At 67.4% G+C, this 18,401-nt stretch carries 19 protein-coding genes; 14 read left to right on the forward strand and 5 right to left on the reverse strand.

From position 1 onward, the window contains the following. The first annotated feature begins 222 nt into the window (after window positions 1–222). Genes AC13HB_RS09640 through AC13HB_RS09650 form a run of 3 tightly spaced genes read left to right on the forward strand, consistent with a single transcriptional unit; the run spans window position 223 to window position 5,028 of the window. Complete coding sequence (locus tag AC13HB_RS09640; RefSeq protein WP_482949536.1) at window positions 223–3,330, forward strand: peptidoglycan-binding protein; 3,108 nt, start codon at window positions 223–225, stop codon at window positions 3,328–3,330. 7 nt (window positions 3,331–3,337) lie between these two features. Next, the gene (locus AC13HB_RS09645) at window positions 3,338–4,273 is read left to right on the forward strand and encodes a sulfite exporter TauE/SafE family protein (RefSeq protein ID WP_482949537.1); all 936 of its coding nucleotides are present in this window, start codon (window positions 3,338–3,340) and stop codon (window positions 4,271–4,273) included. Continuing rightward, window positions 4,273–5,028, forward strand: coding sequence for a TIGR02186 family protein (locus AC13HB_RS09650; protein ID WP_482949538.1), 756 nt, complete (start codon window positions 4,273–4,275; stop codon window positions 5,026–5,028). The genes AC13HB_RS09645 and AC13HB_RS09650 overlap by 1 nt, the downstream gene beginning before the upstream one ends. 6 nt (window positions 5,029–5,034) lie before the next feature. Here the strand turns inward: AC13HB_RS09650 and pdeM are convergent, their stop codons facing one another. Further along, entirely contained in the window at window positions 5,035–5,763 is a 729-nt protein-coding gene (pdeM, locus tag AC13HB_RS09655) for a ligase-associated DNA damage response endonuclease PdeM (RefSeq protein ID WP_482949539.1), read from the reverse strand. Continuing rightward, a complete protein-coding gene (locus tag AC13HB_RS09660) occupies window positions 5,750–8,236 on the reverse strand; it encodes a ligase-associated DNA damage response DEXH box helicase (protein ID WP_482949540.1) in 2,487 nt (828 codons plus the stop codon). Before AC13HB_RS09660 ends, pdeM begins: the two co-directional genes overlap by 14 nt. Window positions 8,237–8,367: 131 nt before the next feature. Here AC13HB_RS09660 and AC13HB_RS09665 point away from each other — a divergent pair, with 131 nt between their 5' ends. From AC13HB_RS09665 to AC13HB_RS09710, 10 genes are all read left to right on the forward strand, one after another. Further along, entirely contained in the window at window positions 8,368–9,315 is a 948-nt protein-coding gene (locus tag AC13HB_RS09665; protein WP_482949541.1) for a hypothetical protein, read from the forward strand. A 101-nt stretch (window positions 9,316–9,416) separates the two neighbouring features. Next, window positions 9,417–10,247 (forward strand): mechanosensitive ion channel family protein, encoded by an 831-nt coding sequence (locus AC13HB_RS09670; protein ID WP_482949542.1) that lies wholly within the window; start codon window positions 9,417–9,419, stop codon window positions 10,245–10,247. 68 nt (window positions 10,248–10,315) lie between these two features. Beyond that, window positions 10,316–10,621 (forward strand): DUF6460 domain-containing protein, encoded by a 306-nt coding sequence (locus tag AC13HB_RS09675; protein WP_482949543.1) that lies wholly within the window; start codon window positions 10,316–10,318, stop codon window positions 10,619–10,621. 84 nt (window positions 10,622–10,705) lie between these two features. After that, the gene (locus AC13HB_RS09680; RefSeq protein ID WP_482949544.1) at window positions 10,706–11,521 is read left to right on the forward strand and encodes a response regulator; all 816 of its coding nucleotides are present in this window, start codon (window positions 10,706–10,708) and stop codon (window positions 11,519–11,521) included. A 61-nt stretch (window positions 11,522–11,582) separates the two neighbouring features. Beyond that, the gene (locus AC13HB_RS09685) at window positions 11,583–12,074 is read left to right on the forward strand and encodes a PaaI family thioesterase (RefSeq protein ID WP_482949545.1); all 492 of its coding nucleotides are present in this window, start codon (window positions 11,583–11,585) and stop codon (window positions 12,072–12,074) included. After that, the gene (locus AC13HB_RS09690; protein WP_482949546.1) at window positions 12,071–12,493 is read left to right on the forward strand and encodes a PaaI family thioesterase; all 423 of its coding nucleotides are present in this window, start codon (window positions 12,071–12,073) and stop codon (window positions 12,491–12,493) included. Before AC13HB_RS09685 ends, AC13HB_RS09690 begins: the two co-directional genes overlap by 4 nt. 151 nt (window positions 12,494–12,644) lie before the next feature. Further along, window positions 12,645–12,989 carry a UrcA family protein gene (locus tag AC13HB_RS09695; protein ID WP_482949547.1) on the forward strand — a complete coding sequence of 115 codons (345 nt, stop codon included), beginning with the start codon at window positions 12,645–12,647 and terminating at the stop codon, window positions 12,987–12,989. Window positions 12,990–13,077: 88 nt separating this feature from the next. After that, entirely contained in the window at window positions 13,078–13,440 is a 363-nt protein-coding gene (locus tag AC13HB_RS09700) for a thiol-disulfide oxidoreductase DCC family protein (RefSeq protein ID WP_482949548.1), read from the forward strand. A 200-nt stretch (window positions 13,441–13,640) separates the two neighbouring features. Continuing rightward, the gene (locus tag AC13HB_RS09705; RefSeq protein WP_482949549.1) at window positions 13,641–13,952 is read left to right on the forward strand and encodes a UrcA family protein; all 312 of its coding nucleotides are present in this window, start codon (window positions 13,641–13,643) and stop codon (window positions 13,950–13,952) included. A 97-nt stretch (window positions 13,953–14,049) separates the two neighbouring features. Next, on the forward strand, window positions 14,050–15,417 hold the full coding sequence (locus AC13HB_RS09710; protein ID WP_482949550.1) for an MATE family efflux transporter: 1,368 nt from the start codon (window positions 14,050–14,052) through the stop codon (window positions 15,415–15,417). Here AC13HB_RS09710 and AC13HB_RS09715 read toward each other — a convergent pair. Next, on the reverse strand, window positions 15,369–16,403 hold the full coding sequence (locus AC13HB_RS09715; RefSeq protein WP_482949716.1) for a quinone-dependent dihydroorotate dehydrogenase: 1,035 nt from the start codon (window positions 16,401–16,403) through the stop codon (window positions 15,369–15,371). The two genes, AC13HB_RS09710 and AC13HB_RS09715, sit on opposite strands and share 49 nt — an antisense overlap. Next, window positions 16,400–16,756, reverse strand: coding sequence for a DUF952 domain-containing protein (locus tag AC13HB_RS09720; protein WP_482949551.1), 357 nt, complete (start codon window positions 16,754–16,756; stop codon window positions 16,400–16,402). The genes AC13HB_RS09715 and AC13HB_RS09720 overlap by 4 nt, the downstream gene beginning before the upstream one ends. Window positions 16,757–16,863: 107 nt before the next feature. On the opposite strand from AC13HB_RS09720, the gene AC13HB_RS09725 reads away from it, so the two are divergent. Then, a complete protein-coding gene (locus AC13HB_RS09725; protein ID WP_482949552.1) occupies window positions 16,864–17,490 on the forward strand; it encodes a S24 family peptidase in 627 nt (208 codons plus the stop codon). 11 nt (window positions 17,491–17,501) lie between these two features. On the opposite strand, the gene AC13HB_RS09730 is transcribed toward AC13HB_RS09725, so the two are convergent. Continuing rightward, complete coding sequence (locus AC13HB_RS09730) at window positions 17,502–18,317, reverse strand: hypothetical protein (RefSeq protein ID WP_482949553.1); 816 nt, start codon at window positions 18,315–18,317, stop codon at window positions 17,502–17,504. Between the last annotated feature and the right edge of the window lie 84 nt (window positions 18,318–18,401).

The following is an 18,401-nucleotide window of genomic DNA, read 5'->3' on the forward strand; positions in this document are numbered from 1 at the left end:
TGAGGGCCTGAGATTCGGTGTGGAAACACTAGATATTGGGTCTCCACCTTCGGTTTACACCATATTAACTGCCCGATACCGTCGGTTGGTTGGAACGAGCGAGCGATTCGAATGTCCGCAAGTGGTCCTTGGAGCGTTAAGGGGATCGATCCCCGCGCAAGGGCGCGAGCCAAGACCGCTGCGCGACGCGAAGGCGTTACGCTCGGTGAGTGGCTCAACCGCGTGATTCTCGACGACTCCGACCCCACCAATCCCGGACACCCGCAATGGGATGACGCACTGGAAGGTTTTCCGGGCTTCGGCGGCAGCGGCCCGGCCCTCGAGCCGGACGAGGACCGCCTGCTCCGCGCCATGGTCAATCGCCTGACCGAGCGCGTGGAATCCTCCGAGCAGATGTCGACCCACACCCTGCAGGAACTCGACAAGGCCATCACCCAGCTCGCCGACAAGGTGGTGACGTCTTCGGACCACCAGTCGGAAGAGCTCAAGACGGCGCGCGATGCGATCGACCGCGTGCGCAAGAACCAGGACGAGCTGACCGACCGCGTTCGCACCCTGGAGACGAACCCTGCTGGCGGATCGTCGCCGGAAGACCGCAAGGCCTTCGAGACGACCATCATGAAGCTCGCGCGCCGGCTCTACGAACACGAGAACGACACCGCTGCCCGCCTGCACGCGTCGGACGAGGATACCCGCCGCCTGTCGGAAAGCCTCGAAGACCGGCTCAAGCGCCTCGAATCACGGGCCGAAGACTTCACCGACCTCAACAAGAAGCGTGAGGACCGGACCGCACAGAGCCTCAACGCGCTGCAAACCGCGACCGAAACGCTGCGGTCCCGCGTCGAGGGTGCGGAGCGTGTCACCAATGATGCGGCGCGCACGCTGGAATCCACCGTCTCGCGTCTTGACGACCGCCTGCGTCAGCTCGAAACCCGCAATTCCACCGACACGGTCGATCTGGAGCGCCGCTTCGATCGCCTGTCCGACGACGTTGCCCGCGTCATCGCCGACACGCGTGCCCAGGTCGCCAAGGCCGTCAGCGGTGCCGCCGAAGAGCCGCGCGTCGAACGCCTGGAGCGGGCGCTGGCCGAGGCACTCGGACGTATCGACCAGGCCGAACGCCGCCAGAGCGACAGCATGTCCCGGCTCGGCGAGGAAATCACCAAACTCGCCGGTGCGATCGACCGCCGCCTGACCGAGAGCGAGCGCCGCTCGGCCGACGCGTTGCGCGAAGCCCGGTCCGAGCAGGCGCTGGAACGCCGGCTCGACGAGGTGCGCAGCGAGAACAAGGACGCCATGAAACGGATGGGCGACGAGGTCACCCGTCTCGGCCGTTCTCTCGCCGATCGTATCGAAGTGTCCGAGGCCCGCGCATCGAGCGCCGTCGAGGCGGCGACCGATCGCATGACGCAGATGATGGACCGGCTCGACCAGCGCGCCTCGCGCGAAGACGAGCTGGAAGACCGCCTGCGCCAGTCCGAGGAACGCACGGCCCAGCGCATTGAGGACGCCCTGTCCGGCGTGCACGAGCGCATGGAGCATGTCCGGGACGAGACCGAACAGGTCCTCTCCCCGGTGCAGCGCGCCATGTCCGCCCTCGCCGACCGACTGGAAGCGATCGAACAGCGTGCGACGGCGCCTGTGTCTGACGAGGCGGACACCGCCGACGAGACCGAAACGGACAGCACCGCAGCCGAAACCGCTGAAGAGTCTTCGGCAATTGCCGAAGAGGCAGCGCCTGAAGCGGAGACACCGCCCGCCGAACCGATCGATTTCGATACGCCGCTCTCTCCGCCGCCGCAGGCCGAAACGCCGATCAGCCGCTTCGACGAAGAGACGGACGACCCCTTCCTCGCCGGCGACGACGCACCCGACGCCTTCACCGAGGCCGAGCCGGAACCCGCGCGGCGAGAACGGCCCGTCGCGGAAGCGGCTCCGGCTGCGGATACTGCGCAAGCGCCTGCTCCGGCTCCGAAGAAGGAAAAGCCGAAACCGCGCCCCGCTCCACGTGTCGGTGCGACGGCGGACGCCGACTTCCTCGCCGCTGCCCGCGAACGCTCGCGTGCGGGTACGAGCTATGAAGATCAGGCGCGACGCGAGCACGGTATAAACCGGTCCGTCCTCTACGCCCTTCCCGTGGTGGCCCTGGTCATGCTGTCCGGCGCTGGCGGTCTGCTCGTCTGGGAAGCGATGCGCGGGGACAGCGACACCGTCGCCAACCGCACGACCGAACGCGATTTCGTCGCCCAGGTCGAAGCCGGGCTGGCCGGGAATGAAATCAACACCGACGGGGCTGCGGCCGCCTATGATCCGGCCGTGACCGAACCGGCCGGTGCGCGCGCCGCAGACACGGCTGTCCCGCCGTCCAATATGGTCGCCGATGCCAGCGGCGCGATCACGCCGGCAGCGGGCGACACCACGACCGGGCTGACGAACGCGGCCGTATCCGCACCGGGCTCGGCGGACGCCATGGCCCCTGTCGCAGCGGAAGCCGAAACAGTTCCGGGCCCGTCCGCGGGTCGAATGACGCTGGAGAGCGCGGCGGCGGACGGCAATCCGGTCGCCCGGTACCAGCTGGGCCTGCGCGCGCTGGAAGACGGCGATATGCAGACGGCCGTCATCCTGCTGCGCCGAGCGGCCGAACAGGGCGTGCCGGCGGCCCAGTATCGCTACGCCAAACTGCTCGAGACGGGCGAAGGCGTGGCCATCGATCTGGAAGGCGCCCGCCGCTGGACGGAACGCGCCGCGAATGCCGGTCATCGCCGGGCCATGCACAATCTCGGTGTGATGTACTATTATGGAACCGGCGTCGCGCAGGATGTCACCACGGCGGCGCGCTGGTTCCAGGAGGCGGCCTTGCTCGGCTTGCGGGATTCCCAGTTCAATCTCGCCCTGCTCTACGAGACCGGGGACGGCGTTCCGCTGAGCCTGCCGGACGCCTATGCCTGGTTCTCGATCGCGGCCGCCGACAGCTCCGACCCGACGGCTGCGGACCGCGCCGAAACGATTTCCGAAATGATCCAGCCGGAGGCGCTCCAGGCCGCACGCCAGACCGCCGCCGACTTCACGCCGCGCCCGATCGACGGCGAGGCCAACGGTATCTATCAGGACCTGCCCTGGGGCCGGACCGCGACCGCGGACATGCTCATGGTTCGGCGCGCCCAGGGTTTCCTGTCGGCACTCGGCTATCCGACCGGGCCGCTCGACGGCCGCATGGGCGACCGGACGCGCGAAGCCATCATGGCCTTCGAGGCCGACCGGGGACTGCCTCGTACCGGACGCGTCGACGCCGTTCTGCTGGAACGGCTGGAACGTGCGGCGACGGGCTAGTCCGGCGGTGCAAATCTATCTCCCGATCGCAGAGATTTCCGTCAACATCTTCCTGTTGCTCGGCCTCGGCGCCGGGGTGGGTTTCCTGTCGGGCATGTTCGGGGTCGGCGGCGGCTTTCTCCTGACCCCTCTCCTCTTCTTCATCGGCATCCCGCCTGCCGTCGCGGTCTCGACCCAGGCCAACCAGATCGTCGCCTCTTCCGCCTCCGGCGCGCTCGCCCACTGGCGACGCAGGACGCTGGACGTGAAGATGGGCGGGCTGCTCCTCGCCGGCGGCGCCTTCGGCTCCATTCTCGGCGTTCAGATTCTCGGCATCTTGCGCAGCCTCGGTCAGGACGGGCTGATCATCTCGCTCAGCTATGTCGGCTTCCTGGGCATTATCGGCGGGCTGATGTTCTTCGAGAGCGTGCGGGCAATCATGCGGCGATACAGCAGCGACGGGCAGACCCGCTCGGGCGCCGGACGGCGCAAGCGCGGCTGGATCGACCAGCTGCCCTTCAAGATGCGCTTTCCGCGGTCCGGGCTCTACATCTCGGTCATCCCGCCGATCGCAATCGGTTTCCTGGTGGGAGCCCTGGCTGCCATCATGGGCGTCGGGGGTGGATTCGTCATGGTTCCGGCCATGATCTACCTGCTGCGCATGCCCACCAATGTCGTGGTCGGAACCTCCCTCTTCCAGATCCTGTTCGTGACCGCTCTCACGACCTTCCTTCAGGCCGCCCAGAACCACACGGTGGATTTCCTGCTCGCGGCCCTGCTGATCGTGGGCGGCGTTATCGGTGCCCAGTTCGGCGCCCGGGTCGGCCGCCGCATCCGCGCCGAGGATTTGCGCGCCCTGCTCGCCCTCATGGTCATCCTGGTCTGCGCCAAGATTGCCTGGGACCTCGTCGCGCCGCCGCTCGATACCTTTGTGGTCCTGCCCCAGGGCGGGGAGGTGCACTGATGCTGGAAGCGGCTATCCTCTCCGCCACGCTGCAATTGCAGCCAGTTCCGGTCGAGGCGCCAAGCATCGTCGCAGCACTGACGCACGAGACGGTCGAGATTCGCGAGGATTTCGCCGGTCAGGAACTCATTCTCTACGGCGCCACGCGAGGACTGACCATCCAGGACGAGATCATCGTCGTCCTGCGCGGGCCCGGACGCGATCTGCGGGTGATGGAGAAGGAGCGGACCTTCGGCATCTGGGTCAATTCCGCACCGCTCGAGATCGACGACGTGCCGAGCTATTACGCCATGGCCAGTTCGCTCCCGCTCGAGCATGTCGCGACGCCGGAAGAGCTGGAAGATGCCGGCATCGGTCTCGTCACCGCGCTCGAGGCGCGCCTGGCGGAGACCGAGACGAGCATTCCGATCGAAGAGCGCCAAGCCTATCTCGACGCTATCGCGCGGGCCGGCGACCGGAACAATGTCTATGCCGAGGCGCATCGCGGCGTCGAAATTCTCGATGGCGGACTGTTCCGGGCGACGATGAGCCTGCCGCCTCTGACCCCGGTCGGCGATTATGTGGCCGAGGTTCACCTGTTGCGGGACGGCCGTCCGATCGCCAGCAAGACGACCAGCTTGCGCGTGGAGAAAGCCGGCATTGAACGCCTGCTCTTCGAGTTCGCCCATAACGCACCGATGATCTACGGCCTGTTCTGCGTCGCACTCGCCATGCTGGCCGGCTATCTCGCCGATCTGGTCTTCAAGCGCCGCTGACCCGGCCTAGCCCGCCCGGCGCTGAGCGCCGTCCGGGACGAGGCGCCGCCCCGAAACCGAATAGATGCGCGAACGGCCCATGGCGAAGACGTCCGGGACGCGGCCGAACACGGTCGCAAAGGCCGGATCGCAGACATTCAGCCCGCCCGTGAAGGCGCCGAAGGCCGGCATGACGAGACGCGTGCCGTCGGTCGCGAAACAGCGCACCCGCACCGACCGCCCGCGATTGCGCACCTTGGCGCAGGGATGGAGATGGCCCGCGATCTCGCCCGGCGCGGAGCCATCGGTCGGCTCGTGACGCAGGTTGAGCCGCCCCAGTTCCAGCGTCTCGCACACCTCGCCGCCGAAATCGGGCGGCGGGGCGGGATCGTGATTGCCCTCGATCCAGACCCAGCGATCCACCCGCGATACCAGCCCGGCCAGCGTCTCGCGGTCCTCGCCCGCCATGCGGCCGCCGGCGCGCAGGTCATGAAAACTGTCACCCAAAGCGATCACCGTCTCCGGTCTGTGCGCGTCGATCGCGGCCGCAAGCCGGCGCAGCGTGGTGCGGGTGTCGTAGGGCGGCAGGAGCTGTCCGCCCGGCGCGAAAGAGGAGCCCTTCTCGAAATGGAGGTCCGAGACGATCAGGGCGGACTGGTCCGGCACGGCCAGTGCGCCGGCACGATCCGCCAGAACCGCTTCGCCATTGATGCGGGCCGCCTGGTATTCCGCCTGTTCGCGCTCACGCTCGGTCAAACGACATCGCCTCCGCGATCAGATCCTCCTCGGCATCGGCGAGGATGCTTTCATGGCCTTCGCCATAGACGGGTTCCTTGCCGATCTCCAGCATGACCGGCACGGCCAGAGGCGAAATCCGCTCCAGCGCTTCGTGCACGATATGCCCCTTCACCCGCGCCAGCGCCCTTCCCAGCCTGTGAATGTCCAGAAGGCCCGTGCCCGCATCCGCCCAGGCGGCCTGGAGCAGGATGTGGTCGGGCTCGTGCTCGCGCAGCACGTCATAGATGAGGTCGGTGGACATGGTGACCTGGCGCCCGGTTTTCTCCTGGCCCGGAAAGCGCCGCTCGATCAGACCGGCGATCACGGCGCAATTGCGGAAGGTGCGCTTCATCAACTGGCTTTCGGCGAGCCAGGCATCGAGATCGTCACCCATCATGTCCTCGTCGAAAAGCGCGTCGAAATCGAGCCCGGACATGTCGCGCAATCCCCAGACCGAGAGCGCGTACTCGTTCGCCACGAAGCCCATGGGCCGCATGCGCAGGCGCTCGAGCCGGCGCGTCAGGAGCATGCCCAGCGTCTGGTGCGCCAGCCGTCCCTCGAAAGGATAGCAGACCATTTGATAGCGGGCATTGCGCGGGAAGGTCTCGACCAGCAGGCCGTCGGCGGCGGGCAGGCGCGACTTCAGCCTCTGCAGCTCCAGCCATTCGCGCACCTGGCCGGGCAGACGGTGCCAGCTCTCAGGATCATGAACGAGTTCACGGACCCGCCGGGCGAGATAGGTGGAGAGCGGAAACTTGCCGCCCTGATAACTCGGAATCTTCGGATCGCTCTCGCTTGCCCGTGCGACACGCGCCGTCATCTCCTCGATGCCGAGAAAGCGCAGGACCTGCCCCGCAAACAGGAAGGTATCGCCCGGCACGAGCTGTTCGATGAACCATTCCTCGACCTGGCCGAGCCTGTGCCCGCCCCGCCCGCGTGACGATACGACCACGTCCAGCATGGGGGCCTCGACGATGGTGCCGACATTCATCCGGTGACGCTGGGCGATCTGCGGCGTGCGGACCGTCCAGCGATTGTCCTCGCGGCGCTGGATGAGGCGCCGGAAACGGTCGTAATTGTTCAGCGCATAGCCGCCGGTCGCCGTGAAATCGAGCACGCGGTCGAAGGTGAGCCGGTCGAGCTCCGCATAGGGGGCCGCCGCCCGTACCTCCTCGTAGAGCCCGTCCGCATCGAAGGGCTCGCCGCAGCCGCGCGCCATGACATGCTGGGCCAGCACGTCCAGCGCGCCCGCCTTGAGCGGTTCGCCGTCGAGTGCATTGGCCGCCACCGCATCGCGCGCCGCCTCGCATTCGAGATGTTCGAAGCGATTGGTCGGTGCGAGCAGGGCCCGCGAGGGCTGGTCGAGCCGGTGATTGGACCGGCCGAGACGCTGGATCAGGCGGGAGGAGCCCTTGGGTGCCCCCATCTGGATGACGAGATCGACATCGCCCCAGTCGATACCGAGATCGAGCGTCGAGGTGCAGACGACCGCCTTCAGCCGTCCCGCCGACATGGCCGCCTCGACCTTGCGGCGCTGTTCCGGCGACAGGGAGCCGTGATGCAGGGCGATGGGAAGATTGTCGTCATTGAGCGCCCAGAGCTCCTGAAAGGTCATCTCGGCCTGGGAGCGCGTATTGACGAAGACCAGGGACATCTTCGCCTCCCGGATACGCGCATAGACATCCTTCATGGCATGACGCCCGGAATGGCCGGCCCAGGGAATGCGGTCTTCGGCTTCCAGAATGTCAACCTGCGGACGCGCTCCCGCGCTCCCGCGCACGATGCGGGCAAACCGGCTGCCACCGTCCGTCTGCGGCGTCATCCAGCGGGCCAGCCCGCCCTCGTCGGCGACGGTTGCGGAAAGACCGGCGCGCGTCGCCTCCGGCGCCCATTGGGCGATCGTGGCAAGGTCGAGGCTCAGGAGGTCGCCTCGCTTCTGCGGCGCAATGGCGTGGGCCTCGTCGATCACGATCCGCCTGAGATCACGAAAGAAGGCCTCCGCATTGCGCGTGGCGCAAAAGAGCGCGACCTGTTCCGGCGTGGTCAGGAGAATGTCCGGCGGATGCGCGCGCTGACGCTGGCGCTTGCCCGCGGAGGTGTCGCCCGTCCGCGTCTCCACCCGCACATCCAGCCCCATCTCCTCGATCGGCGTCATCAGATTGCGCGCGACATCGACGGAGAGGGCCTTGAGCGGGGAGATGTATAGGGTGTGAAGACGGTATGGCCGCGGCCTGCCGCCGGCAGCCTCCACGGCATCGGACAGCTCGATCAGGCTGGGCAGAAAACCGCCGAGCGTCTTGCCGCCCCCGGTCGGCGCGACCAGGAGCGCATCCTCGCCCGCCTGCGCCGCCTCGATCATTTCAAGCTGATGCGGGCGCACCTGCCAGCCGCGACCGGCGAACCAGTCGGCGAAGCGCTGCGGCAGGAATGTCGGGGCTTGAGTGTCCGGCATGCTTCATACCTAGCGCCTGTTTCCGGGCGCGGCGATAGCGGGGGACAAACAGGCCCTGCTTCCCTCTGCCATTTCGCCCTGATTTTGCCATGCTTGCCGGACTTATTGCCGACAGCGAGGGGAACAGGGTCATGGACACAACCGTTACGGAACGGTTCGAGGCGCTCGATAGTGCCTTTCTCGATAGCGCCAAGCGGGGCGAGGCACTCTTTGCCCGCTTCTCGGCGCTGGCCTGCCTGTCCAGCGACCAGAGCCCCGACCGCCTTGTCGAATCCGCCGCGCGCGTTCGTGAGGATCTCAATGAGGGTCTGGGCATGTGGGGCACGCCCGGCAAGGCGATGCGTTTCGTCTTCGCAGCCGCGCTGACCGCCTCGGACCGGACGGCCGCCCATTTCTTCGCCATTCGCGACGCACTCGCGGAACGCCGCAAACTGCGCGGCGGCCGGGCCCTCAGCCATGGCGGATCCTGCGCCGCCCTCGCGCTCGCGGCGAGCGGCGGACAGCCTCACCACGCCGACGCCTATTACGACATGCTCGAAGCCATCGCCGCGCCCTGGTGGCGTCGCGACGCCGGCCGCGAGGAAGTCCTCGCCGGCATACTCACCGCACTCGGCGAAACGCCGGAGGATGCGCTGGCGCACATGGAACGGGCCCGCACGGCCCTGCGCGCTGCGGGCGTACCGAAGCATCATGCCGATGCGGCCGCCCGGGAAATCTGCCTGCTCGACTTCGACGCCGGCGAGCTTGCGGCCGCCTGGACGGTTCTCAATACCGCCGTGCGCGGCCGGTCGAGCCTGCGCCACGGACTCGGCAAGACCGGGCTGGCCATCCTCGCAGCCCAGGGACACGGCCAGGAAATCGCCGACGCGCTGGTCCGCGGTTTCGAAACCGTTCGCGCACTCAAGCCACGCCCTTCCGGCCAGATCGCGGCGCGCCTCGCCATGCGTCTCGCCCAGGCAGAGTGCGGCCGGACCCAGCCCATTTCGGCCGCCAACGAGCTGGCCGCCATCCTGGCCGCGCAGGCGGCCATGGTCGCGGCCGTTGCAGCCTCCTCAGCGGCCGTTGTCGCCGCCACCTGAGCCCGGCCACGTCCCGCACAAATTGTTCCCGCATGCCAATTCCATTGCCGGTGCAACGGTGCTAGGAGCATGAAAGGACCGGATAAACAGGGGGCGCTGCCATGAATCCCGAGACCTATCTCAACCCCGAGACGATCGCCGTGATCACCGAACAGGTTATGGCTGCCGCTGGCAGTCTGCTCCTCGCCATCGTCATTCTGGTGGTCGGCTTTATCGTCGCCGGCATCATCAAGCGCTCAATCCGCTCAGCGGCCCAGAAGAGCGAGCGCATGGACGACACGCTCGGCGCTTTCTTCGCATCCATCGCCTATTACGGCGTGATGGCCGTGGTGATCATCGCCGTGCTGACGCGCTTCGGGGTGGAAACGACCAGCCTTGTCGCCGCCCTCGGCGCCGCGACTCTGGCCATCGGCCTCGCCCTCCAGGGTACGCTCTCGAACCTCGCCGCCGGCGTAATGATCATCCTTTTCCGCCCCTACCAGCTGGGCGACTGGGTCGAGGTGGCCAGCGTGTCCGGTGCCGTGAAGGACATCACGCTCTTCACCACCGTGCTCGCAACGGGCGACAACAAGAAGGTGATCATTCCCAATGGCAGCGCCTGGGGCGATGTGATCACCAATTACAGCGCCAATGAAACGCGCCGCGTCGATCTCACCTTCTCGATCGATTACGGCGACGATATCGACAAGGCGATGGACATCATCCAGACGACGCTGAAGGCCGACGCGCGCGTCCATGACGACCCGGCCGTGTTCACCGCCGTCACCGCCCACGGCGCCTCCTCCGTGGACATCGTCGCCCGCGCCTGGTGTGCGAGCGGGGACTATTGGGGCGTCCATTTCGATGCGATGAAGAATGTGAAGACCGCCTTCGACAGCAACGGAATTTCCATTCCCTACCCGCACCAGGTGAACATTACCCGCAAGGGCTGATCCGGCCGGCCGGGGCGCCCGTTCGCGGGCGGCCCCGATTGCGCCCCATTTCATGCTAGAGTGACCTCATGACAGAGCCCGCAGAACAGAACCGGAAGTCCTTCGCGAAGCGCCTTTTCCAGGTGAATGCGACGGATATCCTCCGCCTCGTCTTCCTGTGCATCATTGCGGGCCTCGTCCTGGCGGCCTTCCATGTGAATCCGCGGCGCCTCTGGGTCGATTTCTTCGGCACGATCGCCGAGTCCTGGGGCCGGTTCATCGATTTCCTGACCGAGACCGCGAGCTGGGCGTTCGACTATTTCTTCCTCGGCGCCGTCCTGGTCATTCCGATCTGGATCGTCTTCCGATTCCTTCGCGCCCTGCGCCGCGATTAGAAAACCGCTGATCCCGCTGACATTATTGCCCGCTTAACCATGCTCGTTTGCGTGATGGCAAGACCGCCACGCTAAGCGGAGATAATGAGCTCGCACACACCCGCCCTCCGATACGCTGCCCAGCCCCAGATGCCGCCGAGCCGCATGCCGGTCCTGCTGCAGTCGAACGGCTTCATGCGTACCCTGCTGACCGGGCTTCTGCGCGAGAACGGGATCGAGCACGTCATGGTGGAGCGGTGTGCGGAACAAACCCTCGAGGCGCTGAACAGCGAGGCCCCGCCCTTCCTGCTGATCGACTGGTTCGAACATCATCCGCCCGAAGAGGACCGGCTCAGACTGATCCGGCAGATCCGGGCCATGGATGCCGATGTGCGCGCCACGCCGATTATCATGGTCTCGCAACCGCGCGCCCGGCGCGAGATCGAGACCGCGCGCGATACGGGCGTCACGGAATTCCTCATCACGCCGGTTTCGCCGGCGAGCCTGAACGACCGCATCCGCTCGGTCACGGAACAGCCGCGCGGCTTTATCGAGGCGGCGCGTTTCTCGGGCCCGGACCGGCGCCGGCGACCGCGGCGCAAGCACGGGCCGAGCCTCAAGCGCATGGCCGATGTCGAGGCCGGACTGACCACGCCGATCCGCGCAGCCCGCGCGGCAGCACTGGCCATGGCCAGCGAGACGGAACTCACCGGCGACCCGCTCGCCATCCGCGTCGGCCGCTCGCTGAAACGCTTCATGAGCACGGCGCAGGACTATACCGAAAGCGAGGCGGAAATCGCCGAGATGCATCGCGCCACGCTGGCCCAGCTGATGCAGATGGCCGATGCAGGCGACCCGCTGCGCGAACCCGTCGTCTCGGGGCTCGAACAGGTCGTGTCGCGGCGAATGGGGCACGGCTGAATTCGCTGGCCCGGCCTCGCGCGCTGTTCTAAGCGGGGCGAAGCTGACATTCTGCGGACCCATGACCGAAACCGACGACTTCCAGACCCGCCTCGAAACCCTTGCACCGCTGATCGTGGACGGCTGCCCGCACGCGGTCGAGCTCGGCTTCCGGATCGACACGCTGGCGCGCGGCCATTGCGCGATGAGTGCGCCGTATTCGCAAGAGCTGGTCGGCGACCCGGAAACCGGCACGCTGCATGGCGGCGTGATCACGGCCCTGCTGGATCATGCCTGCGGTATCGCCGCCTTTGCCGGACTCGGCGCGGTGGACACGCCCGCCACGCTCGATCTGCGTATCGACTATATGCGGCCGGCCCGGCCGGGCATGACTGTGACGGCCGAGGCCCACAGCCTGAAATCCCACGGCCTGGTCGCGATCGTCCGCGCGACGGCCCATGACGGCGATGCCGAGGATCCCGTCGCCGTGGCCCAGGCCGCCTTCATGGTCTCCAAGGCGTCCAAGGCCGCCCACGAACGTGCCATGCGCGAGATGAAGGGGGGGACGGAATGAGCCAGGCCCTGCTCGAGACCCTTCTGGGTGCGCCCTATGTCGCCAAATTCGGCGTCCGGCTGGAACAGCATGGCGACGAGCTGACCGGCGTCCTGCCCTTTGCGGACAATCTGGTCGGCAATCCGCTCATCCCGGCGCTGCATGGCGGCGCGGTCGGGGCTTTTCTCGAAATCGTCGCCTCCGCCTCGCTGCTGGTGGCACAGCCGCTCGCGCGATTGCCCAGACCGATCGACATCTCCGTCGACTATCTCCGGCCGGCACGGGATGCGGACGTTTATGCCCGGGCCATCGTCGCCCGCAGCGGCAGCCGCGTCGCCAATGTGCGCGTGGAAGGCTGGCAGGGCCGCAAGGGCGCCCCGGTCGCGACGCTTCACGGACATTTCCTGATCACGCCTGAAGGCCGGGCGGACACGCGCTGATTGCCGGCACCTTATAGTTTCATGAAACCAGGCTGACGAAACTTTAGGGTCGGCGACACGATAGCGCCATCCGGGGACGGGCAGGCTCCCGGACGGGATGACGGCCTGTGCGAGGCAGGTCGCTCCCGCCCAGAAAAGGAGCCTCCCCCTCATGTTCAAGCGCACATGTCTCCGCACGCTGCCGGCCGGTCTGTTCGCCTGCCTGGCTGCCCTGTCCACCGGTGCCGCCGCCTTTGCCGACGATAACCACCAGATTGAGGTCATCCGCGTCTACGCCTCCGATCTTGAAGGCCGCGAACGCTATAACGATCTCAAACGCAATATCCGCCGGGCCGCCCAGCGCGTATGCAGCGCTCACGGCGTGCGGGGCGTTCAGGTCTGGGCCGAGATCCGGGAATGCCGCGACGACGCCTATGACCGCGCCATGCTGCAGATCGACCGGCAATTCGCCGAGGCCGGAACGGACCGGATCGACCTGACCCTCCGGGCCGGCTGAGCGGGCCGCAGCCGGCGGCCCGTCCGGCTTGCCGGCTGCGTCAGCCTGCCACCTTTGCCTGGTGCGTGGCTGCCCTAGATTGAGTGGCATGACAGGCATCGGCCCCGTGATCGCCTATTATGATGCGCTCTGCCCCATATGCCGGGCGGAGATGGCGCATTATGCGCGCCATGGGGAGGACATCATCCGGCTGCAGGACTGCAATGGCGACCTGCCCGCCGATATCGACCGGGAGGCCGCCCTCGCTTCCCTGCATGTGCGCCTTCCGGACGGACGCATCGAAACCGGCTGGGCCGCCTTCATCGCCATCTGGGAGCGCCTGCCGCGCTGGCGGATACTGGCTGCCCTGACCCGGCCCGCCCCGGTCCGCATTCCACTCGACCGGATCTATCGCTGGCTCGCCCCTTATCGACCGCGCCGGACCTGCGGCAACGGCGCCTGCGAGCGCTGATCGCACCCATACGAAAATCTTGGCCCTGACCGGTTTCGGGGCGAAACCCCTGAGAAATCAGCGCTATTCGTTTTTGAATTGTTGCGCTGCATCAAACACGCAGACCACCCTCTTTCACCGGGACATTTCTCCAATAACTATTGAGCTATCAGGTCATGCATAATCGTATCGCATGATCATTCAGCCGAGGAGATTGAGCCATGCTGAAAACGAGCCTTGCCGCGACCCTGTTCGCGATCGCCGTTGCCCCGACCGTTCTCGCCGCGCCGGACGACTATCAGGTCGAAGTCCGTTTCGCCGCCGAGGACCTGCGCAATCCGGCCCGCGTCCGCGAGATCGAAGCCCGCATCGAGGCCGCCGCGGAAGAAGCCTGCCGCGACCGCCTGCTCGGCGATCTGCTGCGCCCCTATTCCCTGCGCGCCTGCATCGCGGAAACGACCGAAACCGCGATGGAGGACCTCCAGTCTCGCATCGCGAGCACAACGATCGCCGGCCCGAACCAGGTCGACTGATCCGTTCAGGCCGGTCCGGCAGTCGCCCGCTCCTCCCCGCGGCAACGGCCGGGCCGGTCTGCTTGCCCTGCCGCCCGGCACGGGCTAGGTGCGACACATGTCCGTCGCGCCCCTCACCCGAATTGACGTTCTCAAGCGTGCCTGGCCGCTGGTCTTCGCCAATGCCGCCACGCCGCTCGCCGCCGTCACCGACACATTCGTGCTCGGCCTGTCCGGCGATACCGCCGATCTGGGCGGCGTTGCCCTTGGCGGCGCGATCTTCTCCGTCTTCTACTGGAGCTTCTACTTCCTGCGCATGGGCACGACCGGCCTGACCGCGCAGGCGGACGGCGCCGGCGCACTGGCGGAGGGCCAGCGCATCATCCTGCGAGCCCTCGTCATCGCCGGCGTGATCGGCGTTCTCGTCTGGCTGGCACGCGACCTCATCGCGGCAGGCGGCTTCGCCATCCTGCAAGGCGAGGCCGCAACCGAGGACAAGGGCGAGATCTATCTGCTCGCCCGCACCTGGGGCACGCCGGGCGCGCTGGCGACCTTTGCCCTCACCGGCTGGCTGATCGGGCTCGGCCGCAATGGCGCGACCATGGCGGTCTATGTGGTTTTCAGCGCCGTCAATATCGTGCTCGACCTCGTCTTCGTGCTGATGCTGGACATGGGACCGGGCGGCGTCGGCGCCGCCACATCGATCGCCGACTGGACCGCCTTCGCGGTCGGTATCGGCTTCCTGCTCCAGACAATCGCCCGGCAGGGCGGCTGGGCCGAAGGCGCCCTGAACAGGGCCGAGCTCATGGCCGCCGGCCCGGTGCGCGAACTCTTCCATGTGAACGTCAATCTGATGATCCGCACCTGGTCGATGGTGATCGGCTTTACCTGGTTCGCCAATGCCGGCGCCCGCCAGGGCACGGCGGCCCTCGCCGGCAATCACGTCCTGCTGCAGGTCATCACGCTCTGGGCCTTCGTGCTGGATGCCTTCGCCTTCATCGCCGAGACCGAGGTCGGCCGCGCGATCGGACGCGGCTCGCGCCAGGCCCTGCGCCGGGCCGTACGGCTGACCGGCGAGCCGATGTTCGCGGCCGGTGCGGTCTTTGCCGTACTGACGGTGACGCTGGGTCCGGACGCGCTGGACGCGCTGATCGCCGACGAGGCCGCACGCGAGGCGGCCATGGCCTATCTGCCCTGGTGCGCCGCCGTGCCCTTCCTCGGCGCGGGCGCCTGGCTGATGGACGGCGTCTTCATCGGCGCCACCAGCGGCCGCATCATGCGCAATGCAGGCATTGCCTCATTGCTGGTCTATCTCGCCGCGGATTTCATGCTGGCGCCCGGCTTCGGCAATGACGGGGTGTGGGCCGCCTTCATCATCTACTATCTGGCCCGCGCGGGCGCGCTGGCCTCGGCTTGGCCCGTGCTCGAAAAGCGTCTTCAGTCGATGCCGACCGCCTCGGAGACGGATGCGAACCCGTCCGCCTGAAGCCGCTCGGCCAGACCCGACTTGATCCGTCCGACCAGGCCCGGCCCTTCATAGACAAGCGCGGTATAGAGCTGGACGGCATTTGCCCCGGCCCGGATCTTGGCATAGGCGGTGTCCGCATCGGACACGCCGCCCACGCCGACAATGGCCAGGTCCGGCCCCGCCGCCTTGCGGAAAACGCGGACCAGCTCGGTCGAGCGCTCGAAGACCGGCGGGCCGGACAGACCGCCCGCCTCGCCCATATGTTCGGACTTCAGACTTTCCGGACGGGTGATCGAGGTGTTCGAGATGATCATCCCGTCAATGCCGTGCCGGCGCACGGACGCCAGCATGTCGCTGGCCTCCTCGTCCGCAATGTCCGGCGCGATCTTGAGGAAGACCGGCGCGGCATCGCGCACCCCGGCAACGGCGCCGAGCAGTTCGTCGAGCGCCTTCGTGCCCTGCATGGCGCGCAGGCCGGGCGTATTCGGCGAGGAGACATTGACGGTAAAGAAGCTCGCCAGCCCCTTCAGCGCCTCAAGGCAGGCGACATAGTCCGCGACCCGGTCCTCGCTGTCGAGATTGGCGCCCAGATTGACGCCGACCACGCCCGGCTTGCCCGCACGCCGCGCGAGACGCTCGCGGAAAAGATCGAGCCCCTCATTCGGAAAACCCATGCGGTTGATCACCGCGCGGTCCTCGTCGAGCCGGAAGATGCGCGGCTTCGGCTTGCCGTCCTGGGCGCGCGGCGTCACCGCCCCGCACTCGACGAAACCGAAGCCGGCGGCAAGAAGCGCGTCCGGCGCTTCGGCATTCTTGTCGAAGCCGGCGGCGAGCCCGACGGGATTGCTCAGCGCGAGCCCCGCAAGAGAAGTCGCCAGCACCGGCGCATCGGGGCTCATCTGGCGCGGCCCGAGGCCGAGCTTCAGCCCGATAATGCCCAGGCGGTGCGCGCGTTCCGGGTCGAAACCCCGCAGGGCCCTGGTTGCAAGATCGTGGATCATCAGTCGCGCTCCAGATCGGACGGCAGCACCCAGTCGCCCTCCTCATTGCGCCGGACATGACGCATGCCGCGCACGGCGCTCACGGGAATATCGCCATAGACATGCGGGAATTCGGCGCCGCCACGCGAAACCTCCCACTTCACACTGTCGCCCAGCGCCTCGAGATCGATCTCGACCAGGAGAAGACGCTCATGATCATTGTAATGCTTGACCAGCGTGCCCTCGACCTGGTCGGCCGCGGAGAGATGGATGAAACCGTCCGCCACATCGTGCGGATCCCCGGTGAAACGCCCCTCGGCCATCACTTCGGCCCAGCGTTCGGGCGTGGCGAGTCGGAATGCTTTGCTCTGGCTCATGAGCCGGGGTTAGCCCCGCTCGCGGACGGAGGCAAGTTTGCGAGGCGGCGGGGGTGGGGGTCGGAGACCATTTTCCTATCCCGGCGCATTGTTCTAGGCTGCAACCCATGTTCACGCACGAGCAGATATGGCGCGGGATCGACCGGCTGGCGGCGCTGGCGCAGACCTCGCCCTCGGGGCTGGCCCGGCGGGCGGGGCTGGATGCGACGACTTTCAACCCGTCCAAGCGCTTTTCCCGCGACGGCGAAAAACCGCGCTGGCCGTCTACGGAGAGCCTGGCCAAGGCGCTGGCCGCGGCGAATATGAGCTTCAACGAGTTCGCGCAGCTGGTCGCCGGCAAATCGGGCGGGCCGGGCCTGCGCCTGCGCGGCCTGGCGGACGGGCCGCAGAGCGACGCCTTCGACGCGACCGGCATGCCGCATGGCGAGGGCTGGTCGCAAATGGCCTTTCCCGCCTTTTCCTCCGAGGAGGCGTTCGCGCTTACCGTCGAGGACGAGAGCATGGCGCCGGTCTATCGGCCCGGCGACCGGTTGATCGTCGACCGAGAGGACCGGCCGCGCCGCGGCGACCGGATCGTGGTGAAATTCCGCGACGGGCAGCTGAAGGCCTTCGAGCTCGGCGAGAGCAATGTCCAGGAGGTGGAGCTGAAACCGCTGATGCCGGACGCGCCGGCCCGGCAGGTTGCGCTTGTCGACATCGCCTGGCTGGCCCGCATCGTCTGGGTCAGCCAGTAAAAAGGCCGGTCTCAACGCCGCATGCGCCGGTCGGCCCAGCGTGCGGCCGCGCGCCTGTCATCGAGACGGTCGCGCAGCGCGCGGGCTTCGTCGAGAATGGCCGCCTCCAGGGCGTCACGGGGGTCCAGCGTCAGGGCAGCCTCCAGCTGGTCGCGCCCCAGCGCGAACCAGGCGTCGCGGCCCGCATCGCCGGCGTCCAGGGCGATCAGGCCGAGGGCCAGGAAATAGCGCAGGGCCGGATCGGCGGGGTCGAGCGCGATGGCCTGGTTATAGGCGTCCAGCCCCGCTTCGACCGACGCCCCCAGCGCCCTCATGCCGCGCGAACCGCCACGGCGGGCGACCTCGAGATGCCAGGCGCCGAGCATGCCGTGAGCCCAGGCATTCTCCGGCGCATCGGCGACGACGCTCTCCAGTATGCGACGACCCCGTTGCGGCACGCGGCTGACATAGGCGCGCCAGCCGGACATGTAACGCCCCTGATAGCCGAGCGCACCGGCCAGGTTGAGCCGGGCCTCCACATGGGTCGCATCGCGATCGAGGGCGGCTTCGGCCAGGTCGATGCCCTGTTCGGCCAGCTCGGCACGGTCGGGATGGTCGAGATCGATCATGAGCTGGGCCAGCACGGCACGGGATGCGAGGGCGAGACCATCGGCATCGTTCGTGCTGCGCGCCGCCTCCACCGCCGTCTGCCAGTCGCCGGCCCGATAGGCCTGCCGGGCCTGTTCGAGATCGGCCGCAGCCGGGGCGGTCAGGGCAAGCGGCAGCAGGACAGCCAGTGCCAGGCGACAATACTGGGCCAGGCGAGGGAACCGGGAAAAACGGGTCATGTGCATGCCCGAAGCCTAGGCCAGCTCCACGGCCGGAGGAAGCGCGACCCGCGACTTTTCGCGACATGGCGGCGAACGCGCCAT

It is taken from the genome of Maricaulis sp. B-26, from assembly GCF_056857855.1.

What these genes read in the sequence shown, in the direction of transcription:
- AC13HB_RS09650 (WP_482949538.1), top strand. Translation starts at nt 4,273, where the DNA reads ATGCTGGAAGCGGCTATCCTCTCCGCCACGCTGCAATTGCAGCCAGTT.
- AC13HB_RS09660 (WP_482949540.1), bottom strand. Translation starts at nt 8,236, where the DNA reads ATGCCGGACACTCAAGCCCCGACATTCCTGCCGCAGCGCTTCGCCGAC.
- AC13HB_RS09665 (WP_482949541.1), top strand. Translation starts at nt 8,368, where the DNA reads ATGGACACAACCGTTACGGAACGGTTCGAGGCGCTCGATAGTGCCTTT.
- AC13HB_RS09670 (WP_482949542.1), top strand. Translation starts at nt 9,417, where the DNA reads ATGAATCCCGAGACCTATCTCAACCCCGAGACGATCGCCGTGATCACC.
- AC13HB_RS09675 (WP_482949543.1), top strand. Translation starts at nt 10,316, where the DNA reads ATGACAGAGCCCGCAGAACAGAACCGGAAGTCCTTCGCGAAGCGCCTT.
- AC13HB_RS09680 (WP_482949544.1), top strand. Translation starts at nt 10,706, where the DNA reads ATGAGCTCGCACACACCCGCCCTCCGATACGCTGCCCAGCCCCAGATG.
- AC13HB_RS09685 (WP_482949545.1), top strand. Translation starts at nt 11,583, where the DNA reads ATGACCGAAACCGACGACTTCCAGACCCGCCTCGAAACCCTTGCACCG.
- AC13HB_RS09690 (WP_482949546.1), top strand. Translation starts at nt 12,071, where the DNA reads ATGAGCCAGGCCCTGCTCGAGACCCTTCTGGGTGCGCCCTATGTCGCC.
- AC13HB_RS09695 (WP_482949547.1), top strand. Translation starts at nt 12,645, where the DNA reads ATGTTCAAGCGCACATGTCTCCGCACGCTGCCGGCCGGTCTGTTCGCC.
- AC13HB_RS09700 (WP_482949548.1), top strand. Translation starts at nt 13,078, where the DNA reads ATGACAGGCATCGGCCCCGTGATCGCCTATTATGATGCGCTCTGCCCC.
- AC13HB_RS09705 (WP_482949549.1), top strand. Translation starts at nt 13,641, where the DNA reads ATGCTGAAAACGAGCCTTGCCGCGACCCTGTTCGCGATCGCCGTTGCC.
- AC13HB_RS09710 (WP_482949550.1), top strand. Translation starts at nt 14,050, where the DNA reads ATGTCCGTCGCGCCCCTCACCCGAATTGACGTTCTCAAGCGTGCCTGG.
- AC13HB_RS09720 (WP_482949551.1), bottom strand. Translation starts at nt 16,756, where the DNA reads ATGAGCCAGAGCAAAGCATTCCGACTCGCCACGCCCGAACGCTGGGCC.
- AC13HB_RS09725 (WP_482949552.1), top strand. Translation starts at nt 16,864, where the DNA reads ATGTTCACGCACGAGCAGATATGGCGCGGGATCGACCGGCTGGCGGCG.
- AC13HB_RS09730 (WP_482949553.1), bottom strand. Translation starts at nt 18,317, where the DNA reads ATGACCCGTTTTTCCCGGTTCCCTCGCCTGGCCCAGTATTGTCGCCTG.